The following is a 17,691-nucleotide window of genomic DNA, read 5'->3' as shown; positions in this document are numbered from 1 at the left end:
GCGATCACCGGGGCACGGCGGAGAGGACCTTCGGGCCCTGGCGGGAGTGTCAGAGGGGTCTGAGAGAGTGGAGGGCATGAGCGCAACGGGTACGCGTACGGGGCATGTCGTCGTCATCGGAGCCGGGATCGCCGGGCTGGCCGCCGCCCACCGGCTGCTGGGCCGCGGCGCGCGCGTGACCGTGCTGGAGGCCGCGGACCGGGTCGGCGGCAAGCTGTTGCCCGGCGAGATCGCGGGCGTGCGGGTCGACCTGGGCGCCGAGTCGATGCTCGCCCGCCGCCCCGAGGCGGTGGCCCTCGCGCGCGAGGTCGGGCTCGACGAGCGCCTGCAGCCGCCCGCCACCGCGACCGCCTCGATCTGGACCCGGGGCGCCCTGCGGCCCATGCCCAAGGGCCATGTGATGGGCGTGCCCGGCACCGCCGCCGCGCTCACCCGCGTGCTGTCCGCCGACGGCCTCGCCCGCATCGAGCGCGACGCCGACCTGCCGCGCACCGAGGTCGGCGACGACGTGGCCGTGGGGGAGTACGTCGCCGCCCGGCTCGGCCGCGAGGTCGTCGACCGCCTGGTCGAGCCCCTGCTCGGCGGGGTCTACGCGGGCGACGCGTACCGCATCTCGATGCGCTCGGCCGTCCCCCAGCTCTTCCAGGCGGCCCGCAGCCACACCTCGCTCACCGAAGGAGTCCGCGAGATCCAGGCCAGGGCGGCCGCCGACCGGCAGACCGGCCCGGTCTTCATGGGCATCGAGGGCGGTGTGGGCACGCTGCCGCTCGCGGTCGCCGACGCCGTCCGCGCGCGGGGCGGCGAGATCCGCACCGGGGCGCCCGTGAGCGAGCTGCGCCGGGAGGCCGACGGCGGCTGGCGGGTGGTCGCCGGGGAGCGGGTGCTGCGCGCCGACGCGGTCGTCCTCGCCGTACCGGCCGCCACGGCCGCCGGGCTGCTGGGCGCAGAGTCCCCGGCGGCCGCCGCCGAACTGCGCGCGATCGAGTACGCGTCGATGGCCCTGGTCACGCTCGCCTACCGGCGCGCCGGACTGAGGCTTCCCGAGGGCAGCGGCTTCCTGGTCCCGCCGGTCGACGGCCGCACCATCAAGGCGTCCACGTTCGCCTCCCACAAGTGGGGCTGGATCGCGAAGGAGGACCCGGACGTGGTCGTGCTGCGCACGTCCGTGGGCCGGTACGGCGAGACGGAGATCCTCCAGCGCGACGACGCCGCCCTGGTCGAGGTCTCCCGGCACGACCTGCGCGAGGCCACCGGCCTGGACGCCGAGCCCCTCCGGACCAGGGTCACCCGCTGGACCGACGGCCTGCCGCAGTACCCGGTCGGGCACCACGCGCGCGTGGCCCGCATCCGCGAGCACGTGGCGAAGCTGCCGGGCCTCGCGGTGTGCGGCGCGCCGTACGACGGCGTCGGCATCCCGGCCTGCATCGCGAGCGCCCACGCCGCCGTCGACCGGCTCGGCGGCGATCCGACCGGAATCCGGGAGCTGGCGGCCAACCCGGTGCAAAGCCTCCACGGCGGAGCGGGAGAATAGGAACCATGAGCGACGACGCCCCCACCACCGAGCCCGGCAGGATCCCGAACAAGGGCAAGCTGGCCAAGGACCTCAACGAGGTCATCCGTTACACCCTGTGGTCGGTCTTCAAGCTGAAGGACGTGCTGCCCGAGGACCGCGCGGGTTACGCCGACGAGGTCCAGGAGCTGTTCGACCAGCTCGCCGCCAAGGACGTCACGGTCCGTGGCACCTACGACGTCTCCGGCCTGCGCGCCGACGCCGACCTCATGATCTGGTGGCACGCCGAGACCAGCGACCAGCTCCAGGAGGCGTACAACCTCTTCCGGCGCACGAAGCTCGGCCGCGCCCTGGAGCCCGTGTGGTCCAACATGGCGCTGCACCGCCCGGCCGAGTTCAACCGCTCGCACATCCCGGCGTTCCTCGCCGACGAGACGCCGCGCAACTACGTGAGCGTCTACCCCTTCGTGCGCTCCTACGACTGGTACCTGCTGCCCGACGAGGACCGTCGCCGCATGCTCGCCGACCACGGCAAGATGGCCCGCGGCTACCCCGACGTGCGCGCCAACACGGTCGCCTCGTTCTCCCTCGGCGACTACGAGTGGGTCCTGGCCTTCGAGGCCGACGAGCTGTACCGCATCGTCGACCTCATGCGCCATCTGCGCGGCTCCGAGGCCCGCCGGCACGTCCGCGAGGAGATCCCGTTCTACACGGGCCGCCGCAAGGACGTCGCGGACCTGGTGGCGGGCCTGGCCTGACCCCGCGGGGACTTCGTGCCCTTGCCGGCCGAAGCGGTCGGCCGGGGCTCCTGGTGTGCTGCGCACGACGCGTGCCGCCCGGGGACCCGGCCGTCCAGCAGGTACGCCCAGAAGTGGTCGTTGACGCACGCGTTGGCGCCGCCCGCGATGCCGTGCGTGCCCGCGTCCCGCTCGGTCACCAGGACCGAACCGGCCAGCCGCCGGTTCATCTCCAGCGCCCCCGTGTACGGCGCCGCCGCGTCCCGCTCGGCCGCCAGGATCAGCACCGGCGGCAGCTCACCGGGCCGGGTCCGCACGTCCAGCGGCTTCTGCCGCGGCGCCGGCCAGTAGGCGCACGGCAGGTTCATCCACGCGTTGTCCCAGGTCTCGAACGGCGCCACGCGGGCGAGCCGGGTGTTGTCCCGGTCCCATGTCCTCCAGTCGGTCGGCCAGGGGGCGTCGTTGCACTCCACCGCCGTGTACACCGCGTTGCTGTTCTCCGCCGCCGCCCGCGCGGCCGGGTCCGGCCCTGCCGCGGCCAGCCGGACCAGCGGCTTCGGGTCGCCCTTGAGGTAGGCCGAGAGCGCGGCCGCCCGGCTCGGCCAGTCGTCGTCGTAGTACCCGGCGCCCAGGAACGCGTCCTGGAGCTGGCTGGGGCCGACCTTCCCGCCCGCCGCCTTCCGGGCCAGGCGCTCGCGCGCGGTGTCGTAGCCGCGCTGTACCTTCCCGGCGGTGTTCCCGAGCCCGTAGACGTCGTCGTGGCGAGCGATCCAGCCCTTGAAGTCCGCCCAGCGCCGCTCGAACGCGGCCGACTGGTCCAGGTTGGAGCGGTACCAGATGTTCTGCGGATCCGGGTTCACCGGTGCGTCCAGCACCATGCGCCGCAGGTGCGAGGGGAACATCGAGGCGTACAACGCCCCGAAGTACGTGCCGTACGACGCCCCCACGAACGTCAGCCGGTCCTCGCCCAGCGCGGCCCGCAGGACGTCCAGGTCACGGGCGTTGTTCAGCGAGGTGTAGTGACGCAGCCCGCTGCCGGAGCGCCGGGCGCAGCCGCGCGCGTACGCCTTCGCCCGGGCGATCCGCTCCCGCTTGTAGGCCGCCGACGGGTGCACCGGCGCCGCGCCGGGCGCGGTGGCGAGGCGCCGGGGGTCCTCGCAGGACAGCGGCGCCGAGCGGCCCACACCGCGCGGGGCGTAGCCGACGAGGTCGTACGCGGCGGCGACCTGCTTCCACTGCGGGACGGCGCCGATCAGCGGGAAGAGCATGCTGGAGGCGCCCGGGCCGCCCGGGTTGTAGACGAGGGCGCCCTGCCGGGGTACCCGCCGCTCGCCGTCGCTCGGGTCCTTCTGCGTCGCCTCGGCCCGGCTGACGGTCAGCTTGATCTGCGGCCCGTTCGGGTGGGCGTAGTCCAGCGGGACGCTCACCGTGCCGCACCGCACGGTGCCCGCCGCCGCGGGGATGTCGGCGCGCGAGCACGCGCCGAAGTCGATGCCCCGCGCGCGGGCGCGGGCCGCGGCCACGGCGGTGCCGCGCAGCTCGGCCGCGCCGGGCACACCGGGCGCGCCGGGCAGTGCGCGCCCGGCGTCGAGAGCGTGTCCCGCCGGGGCGGCGGCCAGGGTGGTCAGGAGCAGGGTCCCGGCGGCCGAGTACAGGGCGGCAGCTCTCATCGCGTATCCCTTCGGTGCGGCGACGGCGATGGCACGACTGCCACGCCCCGGCGACATCACAAGGGATGTTTCGTTCGGCCGTGGGGGAAGGCAAGCACCACCCGGCCGGTGTCGGCCCCAATGCCCCCGATGCGCCCCCTTCAGCCGCCCTCACTCCCGCCAGGGCTGGTCGCGATGGGTGAAGGCCGCGCGCAGTTCCGGCTCGCCGATCGCCCGGATCCCGCGCACGGCGACGGAGGTGAGGAACGACCGCTCGTCCCCGGCCGGCCTGCGGGTCAGTCCGTCCAGCAGCCGCAGCCCGGCGGGCGAGGCCCAGCGGGAGTACGGCTGCACCTCGAACCGGGTGATGGCGAGGCAGCTCAGGGAGAGTATGAGCGGCAGGGCGAACCACAGGCCGACCAGCAGCCGCGGGGTCCCGGTGTGCAGGGGCAGCAGCAGCGCGCTCACGCCGAGCGCCGCCACGGCCAGCGCGCCCGCCCGTACCTGGCGCACGGCCGCCGCGACGGTCGTGCCGGCACCGTCGGGGACGGCGAGCCCGGCGCGTTCCAGCCGGTCGGCGAGCCGCCGTACGGCCTCGGCGCCGGCCGCGCGGGCCCGTACGGGCTGGATCCGGGACTGGCCCTGCGGCCCGATGGCGCCGATGACGGACTGCTCGATCTCGTCGTGCCCGCGCGGGTCCACCACCGTGGCCCAGCCGGTGTGCGCGAGCAGCAGGCGCCGCTGCCGGGCCATCGAGACCATCGTCACATCGGCGACCCGGGCGGGACCGCCGGAGAGGAAGGCCGCCTCGTACAGCGTCAACGCGTGAGCGCGTTCCTGGTCCACCGCGGCACCGGCCGCGTCCGGTGCCGCCGCGTGTACGGCCGCAAGACACAGCCGGGTGCACGCCGTACCGGCGAAAGCCCAGGCCAGGAGCAGGAGAAGAACCCAGAACATGACAAGTTTCTATGCCGACGGCCTGGGTGAACGCCATGCCCTTTTCACCATCCGGACACAGTGTGGCCGGTATGTGACGTTCCGTTCCGGGCGGCCGGCACGGTCAGGGGGTGCTCGGCGCGGCGGTGGCGGGCGGCAGGGAGTACGACGGGGCCGGCGACGGCGTCAGCGGGACGGCGGCGCTCGGGGCGACCGCCGGCGGGGTCGGCACCGGGGTGGGGGAGGCCGCCAGCTCCCTGGCGAGCGTGGCGAAGTCGACGTACCCCGTCGCCTCCAGGACCTTGATGTGGTCGAGGACGGTCGCGTTGGCGTCGTCGGCGAGATCGCGGACCAGGGAGTTCTGGGTGTCGGCCCGGACCTGGGCGGCCAGCGCGTACACCCGGCCGTGCGCGAGGCGCAGCACGGCGGCGAAGTCGCGGTCGAAGTCCTCGCCCTGCGCGCCGTTCAGGGTCGCGAGCCACTGCTTCTGCTGGGCGTTCGGCTCGTTCGGCAGGGGAACGCCGAGCTGGCCGGCGACCGTGCGGAGGTGCGCGTCCAGCGAGGTGTGCCCGTCGACCAGGTGCTGGCCCGCGGTGCGGACGGCCGTCGTGGTGCCCTTCTGCTCCGCCAGCTCGCCGGCGGGCAGCTCCCAGAGCCCCGCGAGCCGGACCTTGGTGATGAAGTCCTTGTCCTGGGCCGACAGCGGGCCGTAGGGGGTGGTGACGGTCTGCGTGCTCAGCGTGCTCGCGTCGGCCGTGTCCTGCCGGTCGGCGTAGGACCAGATCGGGTAGAGCAGTGCCGCCGCGGTGGTCGCGAGTGCCGCGATGACCAGCCCGGTGCCGCTGAATATGCCTCGGCCCTTGATCGGGGGTCGGGGTCGCATGGCGCCTCCTGTAGCGCACCGCACGCGTGTGCAGGGGGATGTGGTGCGGCTTGGCATATTACTGGCGCCGGTTCTCTGCGGGGCCTGGGCCAGGAGCGCGCATGATCGCCGTTTCCGCGCCGTGCGTCGGCGACTGCCGGCGCGTTGTGGCTGGTCACGGCCGCGCGGCGGGGCCGCACATGGGTACGGCCCCGTGCCCCTTTGGGGCGCTTGCACCGGGTCGGTGCCGGTGAGCGACCTCACTCCCCGCTCAGCCCCGGTGGCCCGGCAGCACCTTCCGGGCCATCCTGGCCACCCGCCCGCCGGACCGCCTCGGCGCCGGCCCCGACCGGTCCAGCCACCACTCCCGCAGCTCCCGGCGTGCCCCCGCCTCCCGCGGGCGGCCGGCGTGCAGCAGGCGGCCGGCGAAGGTCAGGGCGTCTCGGCGGTACCCCCCGCTCATCGGCTGCTCGCGCGCGTACTCCAGGAACAGCTCCCGGTACCCCGCGCCGAGGATCACCGGCAGCTCCGGAGCCACCTTGGCCACCACGTCGGCCCGCTTCGCCGCGAGGGCCCGGGCCTGGACCCGCATCCGGGCCCGGTCGAACCCCTCGGGCACCGGAGTCCCGGCCACCAGCGAGGACAGTACGGCGGCCTGGGCGACGCCGACCCGCTCACGCGCGGCCTCCACGGGCCGCGCGAGCACGGCGACGCCGCCCCCGTCCGCCCGCGAGGCACCGACGGCGGCGCTGCCCGTACCGCCGGCGTCACCCGCGCCCGAGGTGGGGGCACCGATGGCGGCCCCCGTGCCGCCACCGGTGCCGGCTCGTTCCCGCCCGGCCGTCACCGCGTCCCGGATCAGGGTCAACTCCCTTTCCAGTTCGGCTGGTTCGGGGAAGTTCTCGTCGCGCTCCAGCAGCACTCCGGGCGGCGTGGTCCGGGCGGCGAGGTCGGTCAGGATGTCCAGGACCGGGCGCGGCACGGGGTGGGCGTGGCTGTCGTGCCACACCCCGTCGCGCTCGAAGCCGCCCGCGACATGGACGTAGGCGAGCGCCTCCAGCGGCAGACCGGCCAGCGCCCGGACCGGGTCCTCGCCCCGGTTGACGTGGTTGGTGTGCAGGTTGGCCACGTCGATCAGCAGCCGTACGCCGGTGCGCTCGACCAGCTCGGACAGGAACTGCGCCTCGGTCAGCTCCTCGCCCGGCCAGGAGAACAGCGCGGCGATGTTCTCCAGCGCCAGCGGCACCGGCAGGGCGTCCTGCGCGATGCGGACGTTCTCGCACAGCATGTCCAGGGCGTCCCGGGTGCGCGGCACCGGCAGCAGATGCCCGGCCTCCAGCAGGGGGGACGCGGTGAGCGCCCCGCCCGCCCGCACGAACGCGATGTGCTCGGTGACCAGCGGGGAACCGAGGGCCTCCGCCCGCTCCGCCAGCGCCGCCAGCCGCCCCTCGTCCGGGCGGTCGGCATCGCCGAGCCCCAGGGAGACCCCGTGCGGGATCACGGTCACGCCGCGCTCGCGCAGCCGCAGCAGCGACTGAGGGAGGTGCCCCGGGCAGACGTTCTCCGCCACGACCTCCACCCAGTCGATCCCCGGCATCCGCTCCACGGCGTCCGCGATCTCCGGCCGCCAGCCGATCCCCGCGCCCAGCCGCCCCATGGCCTCTCCCCGCATCGCCCCTCCCGGCATGGTCCCTCCCCGCATGACCCCTCCCCTCGTGTCCCCTCGTGCGAATGACGGAGGTATCGCCCCGGCGGGCGGTGCCGAATCCCGTTCCTGTCGCGTTCAGAGCAACATTTGAGGTTCAGCCCCGCACGGGCCACCGCTCGGGGACGCGGCCCAGCACGCGCAGGATCTCCTCCAACGCGCCGGAGCCCTCGGCCACCGCCAGGGACGGGGCGAACGCGAAGCCCGGGCCGCGCCGGGCGGGGTCGGCCGGTACCGCGCGGGCCACGGCGAGGGCGGCGGCGAGGACGTGCGCGGGGAACCGCACGGGGACGCCGAGGGTGGCTGCCACGTCCCAGGCGTGGACGACGTAGTCGATGAAGTGGAAGCCGACCGCTCGGCCGCCGGGGAAGTCACCGCCCAGCTCCGGCAGGGTGAACTCCCGTCCCTGTACGTCCGGTTCGGCGAACGCCGCGAGCACCGAGGCGGCGGCCGAGCGGTGGGTCCGGGCGGGCTCGCTCATGTCCTCGGGCTCCCGCCAGTGCTCCGGCTGCCGCCCCGCGCCGCGCGCCGCGGCGGCGAACCCGAAATGCTGTGCGGTCATGTGGGCGACGAGCCGGCGCAGGTCCCAGCCGGCGCAGGGGGTGTCCCGCGTCCAGTCCGCGGGCGTGGCCAGGTCCACCACGCGCACGGCCTCCTGGACGGCGATCCGGTCGAGTTCCACGAAGTCCGGTCCGGTCACAGTCATGGCCCGAGCATAAAACAAAGCGAACGGTCGTGCTCTTTTTTCGGGAAACCCGATCCAGGCTCCAACCGGGTGCCGGATCACGGGACTTGAGGGAGCGGGACGCCGTCCACGGCCATGTCCCGCAGCCGCGCCGCGACGGCCACCCGTGCCCTGCGGTACACGATCTCCTCGTCGTGCAGGACGGACAGGGCGTTCGCCGTCTCCAGCAACGCCACGACCTCGAAGGCGAGTTGCGGGACGTCCGTGTCCGCGCGCAGCTCACCCGCCGTACGGGCCTCGTCGATCGTGCGCTCCACGTGGGCCGACCAGTCGCGCTGGGCGCGGACCGCGGCGTCGTGCAGCGGCCCGGTCCGTGCGTCGTACTCCGCCATGACGCCGTAGAAGAAGCAGCCGCCGGGGAACACCCGGCCGCGTGAGTACTCCAGCCACAGCTCGCACAGCCGCCACACCCGCCCCACCCCGGCCGGGGTCTGCGCCGTGGGCCGGAGCACCCGCTCGGTGAAGATCCGCGCGGCCTCCCGCACGGTGGCCAGCTGAAGTTCCTGCTTGGAGCCGAACAGCGCGAACACCCCGCTCTTGCTCAGCTCCAGCTCGGTGGCGAGCCGTCCGACGGTGAGCGCCTCCAGGCCCTCCACCGAGGCGATCTCCACCGTGCGGCGCAGCACCAACTGCCGGGTGCGGTTGCCCCGTTCGACCCGGCCGTCGACCCGCGTCATCGCGCCGGCCCCTGCTAGCGCAGTGCCGGGTGATCGGCGACGACCGTGCACGAGCCCGGCGCGATCTCGGTGAAGCCGGCGTCACGCACCACCGGCAGCCCGCTGCCGGTCAGCCGCGCCCAGTCGGTGGGGCCGGCGGTGCGGACGGCGAGCGCGAAGCCCGCGTCCCGCCAGGCCGCGCGCTCCGCCTCCGGCAGCGCCCACCAGGCCAGTTGCGCGCCGTGCCCCGCCTGGGCCATGGCCTTGCCGGCCGACATCTCCAGCTCCGGGTTCAGCCACAGCACGGGCTGGGCCGGATCGGGCGCGGCGGGCGGCTCCGGGTCGTCCAGCTCGGTGCCCGACACCTGGAGTCTGGCCAGGTCCTTGGGCCAGCCGTCGAGCGGGACCGGCGGGAACACCCGTACCTCGGCCGACTTGCCGGTCACCGTGATCCCGGGCAGCGCCTCGGCCCGCCGCCACTCGGCCCCACGGGCCCGCCGGACCACCTTGCGGATCCGCGCGTCCTCCCAGTCGCGTACCGCCTCGGCCCACGCGCCGTCGCCGTGCGCCCGCTCGTCCCCGAGCAGCACGAGCACGGCCCGGGCGGCCGTCTCCAGCGCGTCGGCACGGGCGGGCGGCGCGGCGCGCTCCAGCCGTACGACGAGGGGGAGGACGAACTGGGGCGCTTCGTCACGCGTGTCGGTCGCGGGCTCGGTCGGGGGCATGGCATCAGGGCTCACAACAGCCCACCTTAAACGGCACACGGCACGGCGTGACCGGCCCACGGACCGGACAGGGCAGCGGTCCCCGCGGCACGACCGACCACAATGACCGCATGCAATGTGCCTTACGACTGTCCGCCGTAGGCCGCCGCTACGGCATCCGCGGCCCCTGGGTGCTTCGAGGCGTCGACCTCACCATCGCGCCCGGCACCCTCACCCGCATAGAAGGAGCGAACGGCACCGGAAAGTCCACCCTGCTGCGTCTCCTCGCCCGCCTGGACGCGCCGACCGAGGGCCGTGTCACCGGCCGCCCGCGCACGGCGTACGTCCCCGAACGCTTCCCCTCGGCGCTCCCCTTCACCCCCCTCGGCTACCTCACCCACCTCGGCACGGTGCACGGCCTGAGCCGCGCGACGGCACGGCGCGCCGCACGCACCTGGCTGGAGCGGTTCGGCGCCGGCGGCCACGCCGACACCCCGATGGCGCGGCTGTCCAAGGGCAGCAGTCAGAAGGTCGCCGTCGCCCAGTCCCTGCTCGGCGAGCCGGAGCTGCTGGTGCTGGACGAGGCCTGGACCGGGCTGGACGCGGCGGCGCGGGCCGAGCTGGAGCGGGCGGTGGCCGAGCGGACCGCCGCCGGGGGCGCCGTGGTGTTCGTCGACCACGACCCGCGCCGGCTGGCCGGAACACCGGACGCGACGTACACCGTGCTCGACGGCGGGCTCAAGCCCCGTACGGACGGCGGGAGTTCACCGGCCGGGCCGCTCGCCCTGATCGTCGCGCAGGGGCCGGCCGGCGGGGCGCTGCCGCCCGAGGCGGCACGGACCGGCGTCACCGTCGAGGAGACGGTTCCCGGCGGCTACCGCCTCACCGTCCCCGCCTCCCGCTCGGACATCCTGCTGCGCGCCCTGCTCACGGCCCGCCCGCCGTGGCACGTCGTGCGCGTCACCCCGCCCCCGGACCACGCACCGGCCCCCGACGACCTCGCGCCACCCCCCGATCCAGGAAGCCGCCCATGACCGCACTCCTGCGCTACCAGCTGGACCTGCTGGTGCGCTCCCAGCGCTGGCTGCCGCCGGTGCTCCTCTACGCCGCGTACCTGGGAATCGGGGTGCAGAGCGGCCAGCCCGTCCTCGACTCGCTCGGCTACACGGCCGGCGGTCTGCTACCGGTCGCGGCCTGGCTGGTGCGGATCTGTGCCACCGGCGAGCCGGACGCGGCCCGCGCCTGTGCCGCCGCCGCGCGCGGCCCCGCCCGCGCCCACCTCGCCGCCCTGCTGACCGCGCTGCTCACGGCGGCGGCGCTCGGGGTGGTGGCGACCTCGGTGGTGACGCTGATCAGCGCCCCGGCGGACAACGGCCACCAGATCCGCGTACCCCTGCTGAGGGCGGGCGCGGCCGGACTGCCGGCCACGCTCGCCTGCGCTCTGATCGGCGCGGCCGTCGGCGCGCTCACCAACCGGCCGGTGCTGCGCTCCACCGGCCGCGCGGTGCCCGCGATGCTGCTGGGCGCGCTGCTGTCCGTGGTGCTCACCGGCTCCCCGGCGCAGGCCGCGGTGAGCGGTCTGGTCACCGGTTCGCAAACCGGCCGGATCACGGTGCCGCTGCTGCCGCTGGCCGCGGCGCTCCTGCTCGCCGCCGCCGCCTTCGCCGCGGCCGCCTGGCTCAGCTCCCGCCGCTCACCCTGACCGGTGGCCGTCGCTCTGCGCGATCAGTTCGGAGACCTTCACGAACCGGTAGCCGCGCCTGCGCAGTTCCGGTACGACCGTGCGGACGGCCCGCTCGGTGGCCGGGGCGGCGCTGCGGGTGCAGTGCATGACGACCACCGAGCCGGGCCGCACCCCGTCCAGCACCTGCCGGGCGACGGCGCCGGCATCCGTCGCGAACGCGTCGCCGCTCACCACGTCCCACTGCACCGCCGTCACCCCGAGCCCGCTGAGCGCGCGCAGCGACCGCTCGTCGTGACAGCCGCCGGGGAAGCGGAAGTACGGCATCGGGTGTGCCACGCCCGCCTTCTTCAGGGAGGCGTACGCGCGCTCCACGTCCGCGCGCATCCTGTCGGCCGGCAGGGCCGGCAGGCCGTGGCAGTCGGCGGTGAACGCGTCGTGGCCGTAGGAGTGGTTGGCGACCTCGAAACGCGGGTCGTGGCCGAGAGCGCGGGCCTGCGCCGGGTACTCCTCGGCCCACCGGCCGGTCATGAAGACGGTCGCCGGCACCTTCAGCGCGCGCAGGGCGCTGATGAGTCCGGGGTTGTCGAAGTGCTCGCCGGCGGCCGCGCGGCGCCCCTCGTCGGCGGTCATGTCGGCGTCGAAGGTCAGCGCGACCGCCTTGCCCCGCGTGCGCGGGCCGTGCTCGAAGACCGGGGTCAGCCCGCCGGGCCCCGGCGCGAGCACGGGCGGCCGTACGACGGGAGGGACGATGGAGACGGGTACGGCGGACCTGCCCGGGCCCTGACCGCCACCGCCCGCACCGCCGCAGGCGGCGAGCGCCGCGCCCAGGACACAGACCGCGGTGATCCGGCATGCTCGTGCGATCATCATGCGAACGTACGGGGAGATCTTCGCTCGTATACCGAAACACCGGACGGCGCGGCGGCACGGTCACCCGGTCGGCGGGCTCAGCGGCCGTAGCGGCCGGTGAGGGTTCCCTCGGCGAGCGTGTGGCCGGTCAGAGCCTTCTGGAGGTCGGCCGGGGCGGCGTCCGGGGAAAGTGCCGGGCGGCGGTCGGTGGCGTACACCGTGAGGACGTAGCGGTGCGGGCGGTCGCCGCGGGGCGGGCAGGGGCCGCCGTAGCCGGTCCTCCCGAAGCCGTTGCGGCCCTGCGTCGCGCCCGGCGGGCGCTCTCCCGCGGCGAGACGCGCGGTGCCGCGCCCGATGCCCCACGCCAGCCAGTGCGTGAACGTGCCGTGCGGGGCGTCCAGGTCCTGTAGGACCAGGGCCAGGGACGCCGTGCGGGCGGGTACGCCGGTGACGGCGAGCGGAGGGGAGATGTCGGCTCCGTCGCAGGTGAAGCGGCGCGGGATCGTGCCGCCCTCGGCGTACGCGCTGCTCGTGACCGTGATGCGGGCGGCGGCGGTCGTGGGCGAGTGGGTGCGGGCGCCCGGGTCGCCCGTGCGGCCCGCACCGCCGCACCCCGCGACGCAGCCCAGCACGGCCGCCAGGACCGCCGGTGCCACCACGCTCTCACGCATGCCCGGCACGCTAGCCCGACCGCCCCCCGCCGTCACCGTCCGGCGCGCCGGACGCCGTGTCGGCGTCCGGCACGTGCTGCGTACTCTCGCCGTCCAGGGCGCGCTGTGTGCCGGTGCCGTCCGGTGCCCGCAGCGCCCGGTCGCCGTCGGGTGCCCCCACTGCTCTGTCGCCTTCCCGCGTCTTCGGGGCGGTGTCACCGTTCGGCGCCTGCTGCGGGTTGTTGCCCCGCTCCAGGAAGTGCAGCAGCTCCACCGGGATGGGCAGCACCAGTGTGGAGTTCTTCTCGGCCGACACCGCCATCACCGTCTGGAGCAGCCTCAGTTGGAGCGCGGCAGGGGTGTCGGCCATCTGCTGGGCGGCCTCGGCGAGCTTCTTGGAGGCCTGGAGCTCGGCGTCGGCGTTGATGATCCGGGCCCGGCGCTCGCGGTCCGCCTCGGCCTGGCGGGCCATGGACCGCTTCATCGTGTCGGGCAGGGAGACGTCCTTGATCTCGACCCGGTCGACCTGGATGCCCCAGCCGACGGCGGGGCTGTCGATCATCAGCTCCAGCCCCTGGTTGAGCTTCTCGCGGTTGGACAGCAGGTCGTCCAGGTCGCTCTTGCCGATGATCGACCTGAGCGACGTCTGGGCCATCTGCGACACCGCGAACTTGTAGTCCTCGACCTTCACCAGGGCGCTCTCCGGGTCGACCACCCTGAAGTAGACGACCGCGTCCACCCGGACGGTGACGTTGTCGCGGGTGATGCCCTCCTGGGCCGGGATCGGCATCGTCACGATCTGCATGTTGACCTTCTGCAGCCGGTCCACGAAGGGGATGACCAGCGTGAAGCCCGGCGCCCGTGCCTCACCGCTGACGCGCCCGAGCCGGAACAGCACACCGCGTTCGTACTGCTTGACCACCCGGGCCGCCATCGCCAGGTAGACCAGACCGGCGGAACCTGCCGCCGCGATGGCGCCCAGCAGTTCCTGGAGCATGGTGACCTCCTCACGGAGAGGTCTGCTTTTGTCCGCTGCTGTCACCATAAGCCGGTTGGGCCGCTCTGCAAGGGGTCCCGGCGGACCGGTGCACTCAGCGAGGACCGGGCCGGGATGCCGAGGGGCGTCGGCATCCCGGCCCGGGGTCAGCGGCCGTCGGGGCGGCCCGGGCGGTGACCGGTCAGACGGCCTGCGCCGCCGTGACGCGCACCGGTTCCGTCCCGGCCGCGCTGTGGCGTTCGGCCCAGTTCTCCAGGGCCGTACGACAGGCGTGGTCGAGGTGGTGCAGGCCGGTCAGGTCCAGGCGGACCGGGCGGTCCTGGGGGAGGGACTCCAGGCTGTCGAGGATCTTCGGCAGCCGCAGGAAAGTCGCATTGCCCGACAGGTGGACCTCGACCGGGCCCGCGCCCTTGTCGACCACCTCCAGCCTGACGTGCGAGGCCTCCCAGGCCGTCTTGACCACCGCGAGCGCCAGGCCGATCAGCACGCCCTCGAACATGCTGACCGCCACGATCGAGACCGCCGTCACGGCCAGGATCAGGGCCTCGCCCCGGTGCTCGCGCCACAGCCCCACGAGGGCCCGGACCGGCACCAGCTTGGCGCCCGAGTGGATCAGGATGCCGGCGAGCGCCGGGATCGGGATGTACGCCAGCACACCGGGCAGCAGCGCGGCGAAGAGCAGCAGCCACACGCCGTGCAGCACCCGGGAGGCCTTGGTACGGGCGCCCGCCTGGACGTTGGCCGCGCTGCGCACGATCACCGCGGTCATCGGCAGCGCGCCGAGCAGCCCGCAGATCGCGTTGCCGGTGCCCTGGGCGACCAGCTCCTTGTCGTACGCGGTGCGCGGCCCGGAGTGCAGCCGGTCCACGGCCGCCGCGCTGAACAGCGACTCGGCGGACGCGATCAGGGTGAAGGCGACGACCGTGCCGAGCACCCCGACGCCCGCCAGCTCGCCGAAGGCGCTCAGCGGCGGCGGCTGGACGGCGCCCAGCAGCCCCCGCACCTCGACGGTGGCCACCGGCAGGTCCAGTGCGAACGCGGCCAGCGTGGCGAGACCGACCGCGGCCAGCGGGCCGGGGACCGTGCGCGCCTTCGCCGGGACGTGCTTCCACAGCAGCAGGACCGCGACCGTGCCCGCCGCGACGGCGAGCGAGGCCAGGGCCGTGCCGTCGCCGAAGGCGGCCCAGAACGCCCCGGGCAGCCCGGCGATCTTGCCCGGCCCGGAGTCGGGGGCCTTGGCCGCCAGCGCCGGATACAGCTGCCCGGCGACGAGGACCAGGCCGATTCCGGCCAGCATGCCCTCGACGACGGAGACCGAGATGGCACGGAAGTAACGGCCCAGCCTCAGCAGGCCCATGACGATCTGGATCGCTCCGGCGGTGAGCACGATCACGCCGAGCACCGGCAGGCCGTGCTCCTTGACCGCCTCGAAGACGAGCACGGTCAGGCCGGCGGCGGGCCCCGACACCTGGAGGCTGCTGCCGCGCATCAGCCCGGTGACGAGGCCGCCCACGATGCCGGTGACCAGGCCGAGTTCGGCCGGGACACCGGAGGCGACGGCCACGCCGACACACAGCGGCAGCGCGACCAGGAAGACGACGAGGGACGCGGCGAAGTCCTGCCGCGCGTGGGGGAGACGGGGTATCCGGGATATGAGGGGGTTCTTGCCGGTCGTCGGCTTGGCGTCGGTCATCGATGCGCTCACAGGGACTCGAAGGTGTCGGTCTGCGGGCGGTGCGCCCGTACGGAGCCCGTGTGCACCTCGTAGTACCAGGCGTGCAGGCTGAGTTGACCCTGTGTCAGCTTGCGCGCGACGCAGGGGTACGAGCGCAGCCGCAGTAGCTGGGTCAGGACGTGGGCCTGCACGCCCTGGGCGACCTCCGGGTCCTCGGCCTGGCCGGCCGGGCGCGGAGTGGCGGCGTGTGCCAGCCAGTCGCGCACGGCCGGTACGGCGGTCAGGTCGTCGCCGCGCACCAGCGCGCCGACGGCCCCGCAGTGCGAGTGGCCGCAGACGACGATGTCGCGGACGCCGAGCACCTCCACGGCGTACTCGATGGTGGCGGCCTCGCTGGTCGGGTGCTGTGAGGTGTGGGGCGGGACGATGTTGCCCGCGGTGCGCAGCTCGAAGAGCTGGCCGGGGCGGGCGCCGGTGATCAGGGCCGGGACGACGCGGGAGTCGGAGCAGGTGATGAAGAGCACCTGCGGTGACTGGCCTTCGGCGAGTCCGGCGAACTCCTCAGGGCGCTGTCCGAAGCTACGGGCGTTGTCGATGAGGGGCTGCATGTGTGTGGTTCCTCCTGGCGCGCCTGCACGGGCGCGTCGGTGTTGAACGATGATGGTGGGGGGAGCGAGAGGGCCCGGTGGGGCCGCGCCGGCGTCGGCCGGCTGTCAGCAGGGGAAGGCCTGAAGTGCCGCCGGGGTGTGGGGTCTTGAGGCCTTCGGGGCGCGCGGCTCCACGGCTCCGGGGATGCCCGGGGCGTCGGTGCCGGCGGCCCGGCCGGCTATGAGCGGGTGCTCCTGCGCGCACGCGGCGGAGCTCGCGCCGTCACGTACCGCCCCGGCGGGGGAGGTGATTCCGGGCTCGGCGTCGGCCTGTGCCTGACTGGGCGTGTGCGCGGGTGCGAAGGATCCCGCGAGGGTGAAGAACGGGAACGCGAGCAGTGTGACGGCGAGGAGGACGAACGGGGTCCGGGGCGTCGTACCTCGGAACATGCGCCCCCCCTTCCGTGCGCTCACGCGTCTCGTACGCACCAAACATTGGTCAATGCTTGGTCAAGAAACACGTTAACCCTGCAAAGTCCTTTGCAGGGTTAACAGCGCGTTACGAGCACGAGAGAGCGTGAAAAGTGCCGGTCGGGTGGCGAGATCTGGCTCTTGACTACGGGGTGACGAGCCCCTTGGCGTCCCGGGCCAGCGCGGTGAGCCGCGATATCGCGCGGAAGTACTTCTTGCGGTAGCCGCCGTTCAGCATCTCCTCGCTGAACAGCCGGTCGAAGGGCAGCCCCGAGGCCAGCACCGGCACCTCGCGGTCGTAGAGCCGGTCCGCGAGCACCACGAGCCGCAGCGCCGTCGACTGGTCCGGCACCGGCCGCACCCCGGTCAGGCACACGGCCGTGACTCCGTCGGTCAGCGCGCCGTACCGGCTCGGGTGGACCTTCGCCAGGTGCTCCAGCAGATGCGGGAAGTCGTCCAGTGAGGCGCCCTCGCTGGCGTACGCCGCCTTCGTCACCTCTTCGTCGGAGAACGGCCGGGGGGCCTTGGGCAGACCGCGGTGCCGGTAGTCCTCGCCGTCGATGCGCAGGGCGCGGAAGTGGGCGGACAGCCCCTGTATCTCGCGCAGGAAGTCGGCGGCGGCGAACCGGCCCTCACCCAGTTTGCCGGGCAGCGTGTTGGAGGTGGCGGCCAGCGCGACGCCCGCCTCGACCAGCTTGCCGAGCAGGGTCGACACCAGCACCGTGTCGCCCGGGTCGTCCAGCTCGAACTCGTCGATGCACAGCAGGCTGTGCCCGGACAGGGTCTGCACCGTCTGCTGGAAGCCGAGGGCGCCGACCAGGTTCGTCAGCTCCACGAAGGTGCCGAACGCCTTGCGGGCGGGCTCGGCGGGGGTGGCGTGCCACAGGGAGGCGAGCAGGTGGGTCTTGCCGACGCCGTAGCCGCCGTCCAGGTAGACCCCGCGCGGGCCGGCCGGGGCCTTGGGCGCCCTGGCCCGGCCGAAGCCGAAGAAGCCGCGCCTGCCGGCGCCGGAGGCGTGCGCCCCGCCCAGCCCGGCGGCGAAGCCCTCAAGGACCGTCACGGCCTCGGTCTGGCTGGGCTGGTTCGGGTCCGGGATGTACGTCGAGAAGCGCACCGAGTCGAAGCGCGGCGGCGGCACCATCTCGGCGACGAGCCGGTCCGCGGGGACGTGCGGCTCGCGGGCGCACAGGGAGAGGGGGCCCGCTTCGATCACGGGGCTGGAACCGGGGGCGGCGGTGGAGGACGACACGATTACCCATGCTAAGCGCCGTGTC

18 protein-coding genes are annotated in these 17,691 nt (G+C 74.3%); 4 read left to right on the top strand and 14 right to left on the bottom strand.

Annotated elements, in window-relative coordinates:
• Positions 1-76: 76 nt before the first annotated feature.
• Together hemG and hemQ are read left to right on the top strand one after the other, a co-directional pair.
• A complete protein-coding gene (hemG, locus tag ACZ4MF_RS13535) occupies positions 77-1,531 on the top strand; it encodes a protoporphyrinogen oxidase (protein ID WP_467492170.1) in 1,455 nt (484 codons plus the stop codon).
• Positions 1,532-1,536: 5 nt separating this feature from the next.
• Positions 1,537-2,268, top strand: coding sequence for a hydrogen peroxide-dependent heme synthase (hemQ, locus tag ACZ4MF_RS13530; RefSeq protein WP_071373478.1), 732 nt, complete (start codon positions 1,537-1,539; stop codon positions 2,266-2,268).
• Here the strand turns inward: hemQ and ACZ4MF_RS13525 are convergent.
• The 7 genes from ACZ4MF_RS13525 to ACZ4MF_RS13495 all read right to left on the bottom strand — a co-directional run bounded on the left by ACZ4MF_RS13525 (position 2,217) and on the right by ACZ4MF_RS13495 (position 9,525).
• Positions 2,217-3,917 (bottom strand): alpha/beta hydrolase, encoded by a 1,701-nt coding sequence (locus ACZ4MF_RS13525; RefSeq protein ID WP_467492169.1) that lies wholly within the window; start codon positions 3,915-3,917, stop codon positions 2,217-2,219. The two genes, hemQ and ACZ4MF_RS13525, sit on opposite strands and share 52 nt — an antisense overlap.
• A gap of 150 nt (positions 3,918-4,067) precedes the next feature.
• Complete coding sequence (locus ACZ4MF_RS13520; protein WP_467492168.1) at positions 4,068-4,853, bottom strand: TIGR04222 domain-containing membrane protein; 786 nt, start codon at positions 4,851-4,853, stop codon at positions 4,068-4,070.
• Positions 4,854-4,956: 103 nt separating this feature from the next.
• The gene (locus ACZ4MF_RS13515; protein WP_467492167.1) at positions 4,957-5,715 is read right to left on the bottom strand and encodes a DUF4142 domain-containing protein; all 759 of its coding nucleotides are present in this window, start codon (positions 5,713-5,715) and stop codon (positions 4,957-4,959) included.
• A gap of 250 nt (positions 5,716-5,965) precedes the next feature.
• The gene (locus tag ACZ4MF_RS13510; RefSeq protein ID WP_467492304.1) at positions 5,966-7,351 is read right to left on the bottom strand and encodes an MbnB/TglH/ChrH family RiPP precursor modification enzyme; all 1,386 of its coding nucleotides are present in this window, start codon (positions 7,349-7,351) and stop codon (positions 5,966-5,968) included.
• 145 nt (positions 7,352-7,496) lie between these two features.
• The gene (locus tag ACZ4MF_RS13505; protein ID WP_467492166.1) at positions 7,497-8,105 is read right to left on the bottom strand and encodes a TIGR03086 family metal-binding protein; all 609 of its coding nucleotides are present in this window, start codon (positions 8,103-8,105) and stop codon (positions 7,497-7,499) included.
• 77 nt (positions 8,106-8,182) lie between these two features.
• Complete coding sequence (locus tag ACZ4MF_RS13500) at positions 8,183-8,821, bottom strand: TetR/AcrR family transcriptional regulator (RefSeq protein WP_467492165.1); 639 nt, start codon at positions 8,819-8,821, stop codon at positions 8,183-8,185.
• 14 nt (positions 8,822-8,835) lie between these two features.
• Complete coding sequence (locus ACZ4MF_RS13495) at positions 8,836-9,525, bottom strand: peptidyl-tRNA hydrolase (RefSeq protein ID WP_467492303.1); 690 nt, start codon at positions 9,523-9,525, stop codon at positions 8,836-8,838.
• Positions 9,526-9,635: 110 nt separating this feature from the next.
• Between ACZ4MF_RS13495 and ACZ4MF_RS13490 the strand changes: the two genes are divergently transcribed.
• Positions 9,636-10,538 (top strand): ABC transporter ATP-binding protein, encoded by a 903-nt coding sequence (locus ACZ4MF_RS13490; protein ID WP_467492164.1) that lies wholly within the window; start codon positions 9,636-9,638, stop codon positions 10,536-10,538.
• Positions 10,535-11,206 (top strand): ABC transporter, encoded by a 672-nt coding sequence (locus tag ACZ4MF_RS13485; protein WP_467492163.1) that lies wholly within the window; start codon positions 10,535-10,537, stop codon positions 11,204-11,206. Before ACZ4MF_RS13490 ends, ACZ4MF_RS13485 begins: the two co-directional genes overlap by 4 nt.
• On the opposite strand, the gene ACZ4MF_RS13480 is transcribed toward ACZ4MF_RS13485, so the two are convergent.
• From ACZ4MF_RS13480 to zapE, 7 genes are all read right to left on the bottom strand, one after another.
• Positions 11,198-12,055 (bottom strand): polysaccharide deacetylase family protein, encoded by an 858-nt coding sequence (locus ACZ4MF_RS13480; protein ID WP_467492162.1) that lies wholly within the window; start codon positions 12,053-12,055, stop codon positions 11,198-11,200. The two genes, ACZ4MF_RS13485 and ACZ4MF_RS13480, sit on opposite strands and share 9 nt — an antisense overlap.
• Positions 12,056-12,135: 80 nt before the next feature.
• Positions 12,136-12,708, bottom strand: coding sequence for a YbhB/YbcL family Raf kinase inhibitor-like protein (locus ACZ4MF_RS13475; protein ID WP_467492161.1), 573 nt, complete (start codon positions 12,706-12,708; stop codon positions 12,136-12,138).
• A 10-nt stretch (positions 12,709-12,718) separates the two neighbouring features.
• Complete coding sequence (locus tag ACZ4MF_RS13470) at positions 12,719-13,684, bottom strand: slipin family protein (RefSeq protein ID WP_467492160.1); 966 nt, start codon at positions 13,682-13,684, stop codon at positions 12,719-12,721.
• A 181-nt stretch (positions 13,685-13,865) separates the two neighbouring features.
• A complete protein-coding gene (locus tag ACZ4MF_RS13465; protein WP_467492159.1) occupies positions 13,866-15,377 on the bottom strand; it encodes a SulP family inorganic anion transporter in 1,512 nt (503 codons plus the stop codon).
• An 8-nt stretch (positions 15,378-15,385) separates the two neighbouring features.
• Positions 15,386-15,967 (bottom strand): carbonic anhydrase, encoded by a 582-nt coding sequence (locus tag ACZ4MF_RS13460; RefSeq protein WP_467492158.1) that lies wholly within the window; start codon positions 15,965-15,967, stop codon positions 15,386-15,388.
• Between the two features lie 105 nt (positions 15,968-16,072).
• A complete protein-coding gene (locus tag ACZ4MF_RS13455; RefSeq protein WP_467492157.1) occupies positions 16,073-16,396 on the bottom strand; it encodes a hypothetical protein in 324 nt (107 codons plus the stop codon).
• A gap of 166 nt (positions 16,397-16,562) precedes the next feature.
• The gene (gene zapE / locus ACZ4MF_RS13450) at positions 16,563-17,666 is read right to left on the bottom strand and encodes a cell division protein ZapE (RefSeq protein WP_467492156.1); all 1,104 of its coding nucleotides are present in this window, start codon (positions 17,664-17,666) and stop codon (positions 16,563-16,565) included.
• Between the last annotated feature and the right edge of the window lie 25 nt (positions 17,667-17,691).

The sequence above is a fragment of the Streptomyces sp. NPDC025793 genome, from assembly GCF_055558375.1.
This window is presented reverse-complemented; position numbering and strand designations above follow the sequence as displayed.

Excerpts from the sequence above, each read along its gene's own strand:
- ACZ4MF_RS13460 (WP_467492158.1), bottom strand. The coding sequence starts at position 15,967 with ATGCAGCCCCTCATCGACAACGCCCGTAGCTTCGGACAGCGCCCTGAG.
- ACZ4MF_RS13525 (WP_467492169.1), bottom strand. The coding sequence starts at position 3,917 with ATGAGAGCTGCCGCCCTGTACTCGGCCGCCGGGACCCTGCTCCTGACC.
- hemG (WP_467492170.1), top strand. The coding sequence starts at position 77 with ATGAGCGCAACGGGTACGCGTACGGGGCATGTCGTCGTCATCGGAGCC.
- ACZ4MF_RS13505 (WP_467492166.1), bottom strand. The coding sequence starts at position 8,105 with ATGACTGTGACCGGACCGGACTTCGTGGAACTCGACCGGATCGCCGTC.
- hemQ (WP_071373478.1), top strand. The coding sequence starts at position 1,537 with ATGAGCGACGACGCCCCCACCACCGAGCCCGGCAGGATCCCGAACAAG.
- ACZ4MF_RS13500 (WP_467492165.1), bottom strand. The coding sequence starts at position 8,821 with ATGACGCGGGTCGACGGCCGGGTCGAACGGGGCAACCGCACCCGGCAG.
- ACZ4MF_RS13475 (WP_467492161.1), bottom strand. The coding sequence starts at position 12,708 with ATGCGTGAGAGCGTGGTGGCACCGGCGGTCCTGGCGGCCGTGCTGGGC.
- ACZ4MF_RS13465 (WP_467492159.1), bottom strand. The coding sequence starts at position 15,377 with ATGACCGACGCCAAGCCGACGACCGGCAAGAACCCCCTCATATCCCGG.
- ACZ4MF_RS13515 (WP_467492167.1), bottom strand. The coding sequence starts at position 5,715 with ATGCGACCCCGACCCCCGATCAAGGGCCGAGGCATATTCAGCGGCACC.
- ACZ4MF_RS13490 (WP_467492164.1), top strand. The coding sequence starts at position 9,636 with ATGCAATGTGCCTTACGACTGTCCGCCGTAGGCCGCCGCTACGGCATC.
- ACZ4MF_RS13480 (WP_467492162.1), bottom strand. The coding sequence starts at position 12,055 with ATGATCGCACGAGCATGCCGGATCACCGCGGTCTGTGTCCTGGGCGCG.
- ACZ4MF_RS13470 (WP_467492160.1), bottom strand. The coding sequence starts at position 13,684 with ATGCTCCAGGAACTGCTGGGCGCCATCGCGGCGGCAGGTTCCGCCGGT.
- ACZ4MF_RS13495 (WP_467492303.1), bottom strand. The coding sequence starts at position 9,525 with ATGCCCCCGACCGAGCCCGCGACCGACACGCGTGACGAAGCGCCCCAG.
- ACZ4MF_RS13510 (WP_467492304.1), bottom strand. The coding sequence starts at position 7,351 with ATGGGGCGGCTGGGCGCGGGGATCGGCTGGCGGCCGGAGATCGCGGAC.
- ACZ4MF_RS13520 (WP_467492168.1), bottom strand. The coding sequence starts at position 4,853 with ATGTTCTGGGTTCTTCTCCTGCTCCTGGCCTGGGCTTTCGCCGGTACG.
- ACZ4MF_RS13455 (WP_467492157.1), bottom strand. The coding sequence starts at position 16,396 with ATGTTCCGAGGTACGACGCCCCGGACCCCGTTCGTCCTCCTCGCCGTC.
- ACZ4MF_RS13485 (WP_467492163.1), top strand. The coding sequence starts at position 10,535 with ATGACCGCACTCCTGCGCTACCAGCTGGACCTGCTGGTGCGCTCCCAG.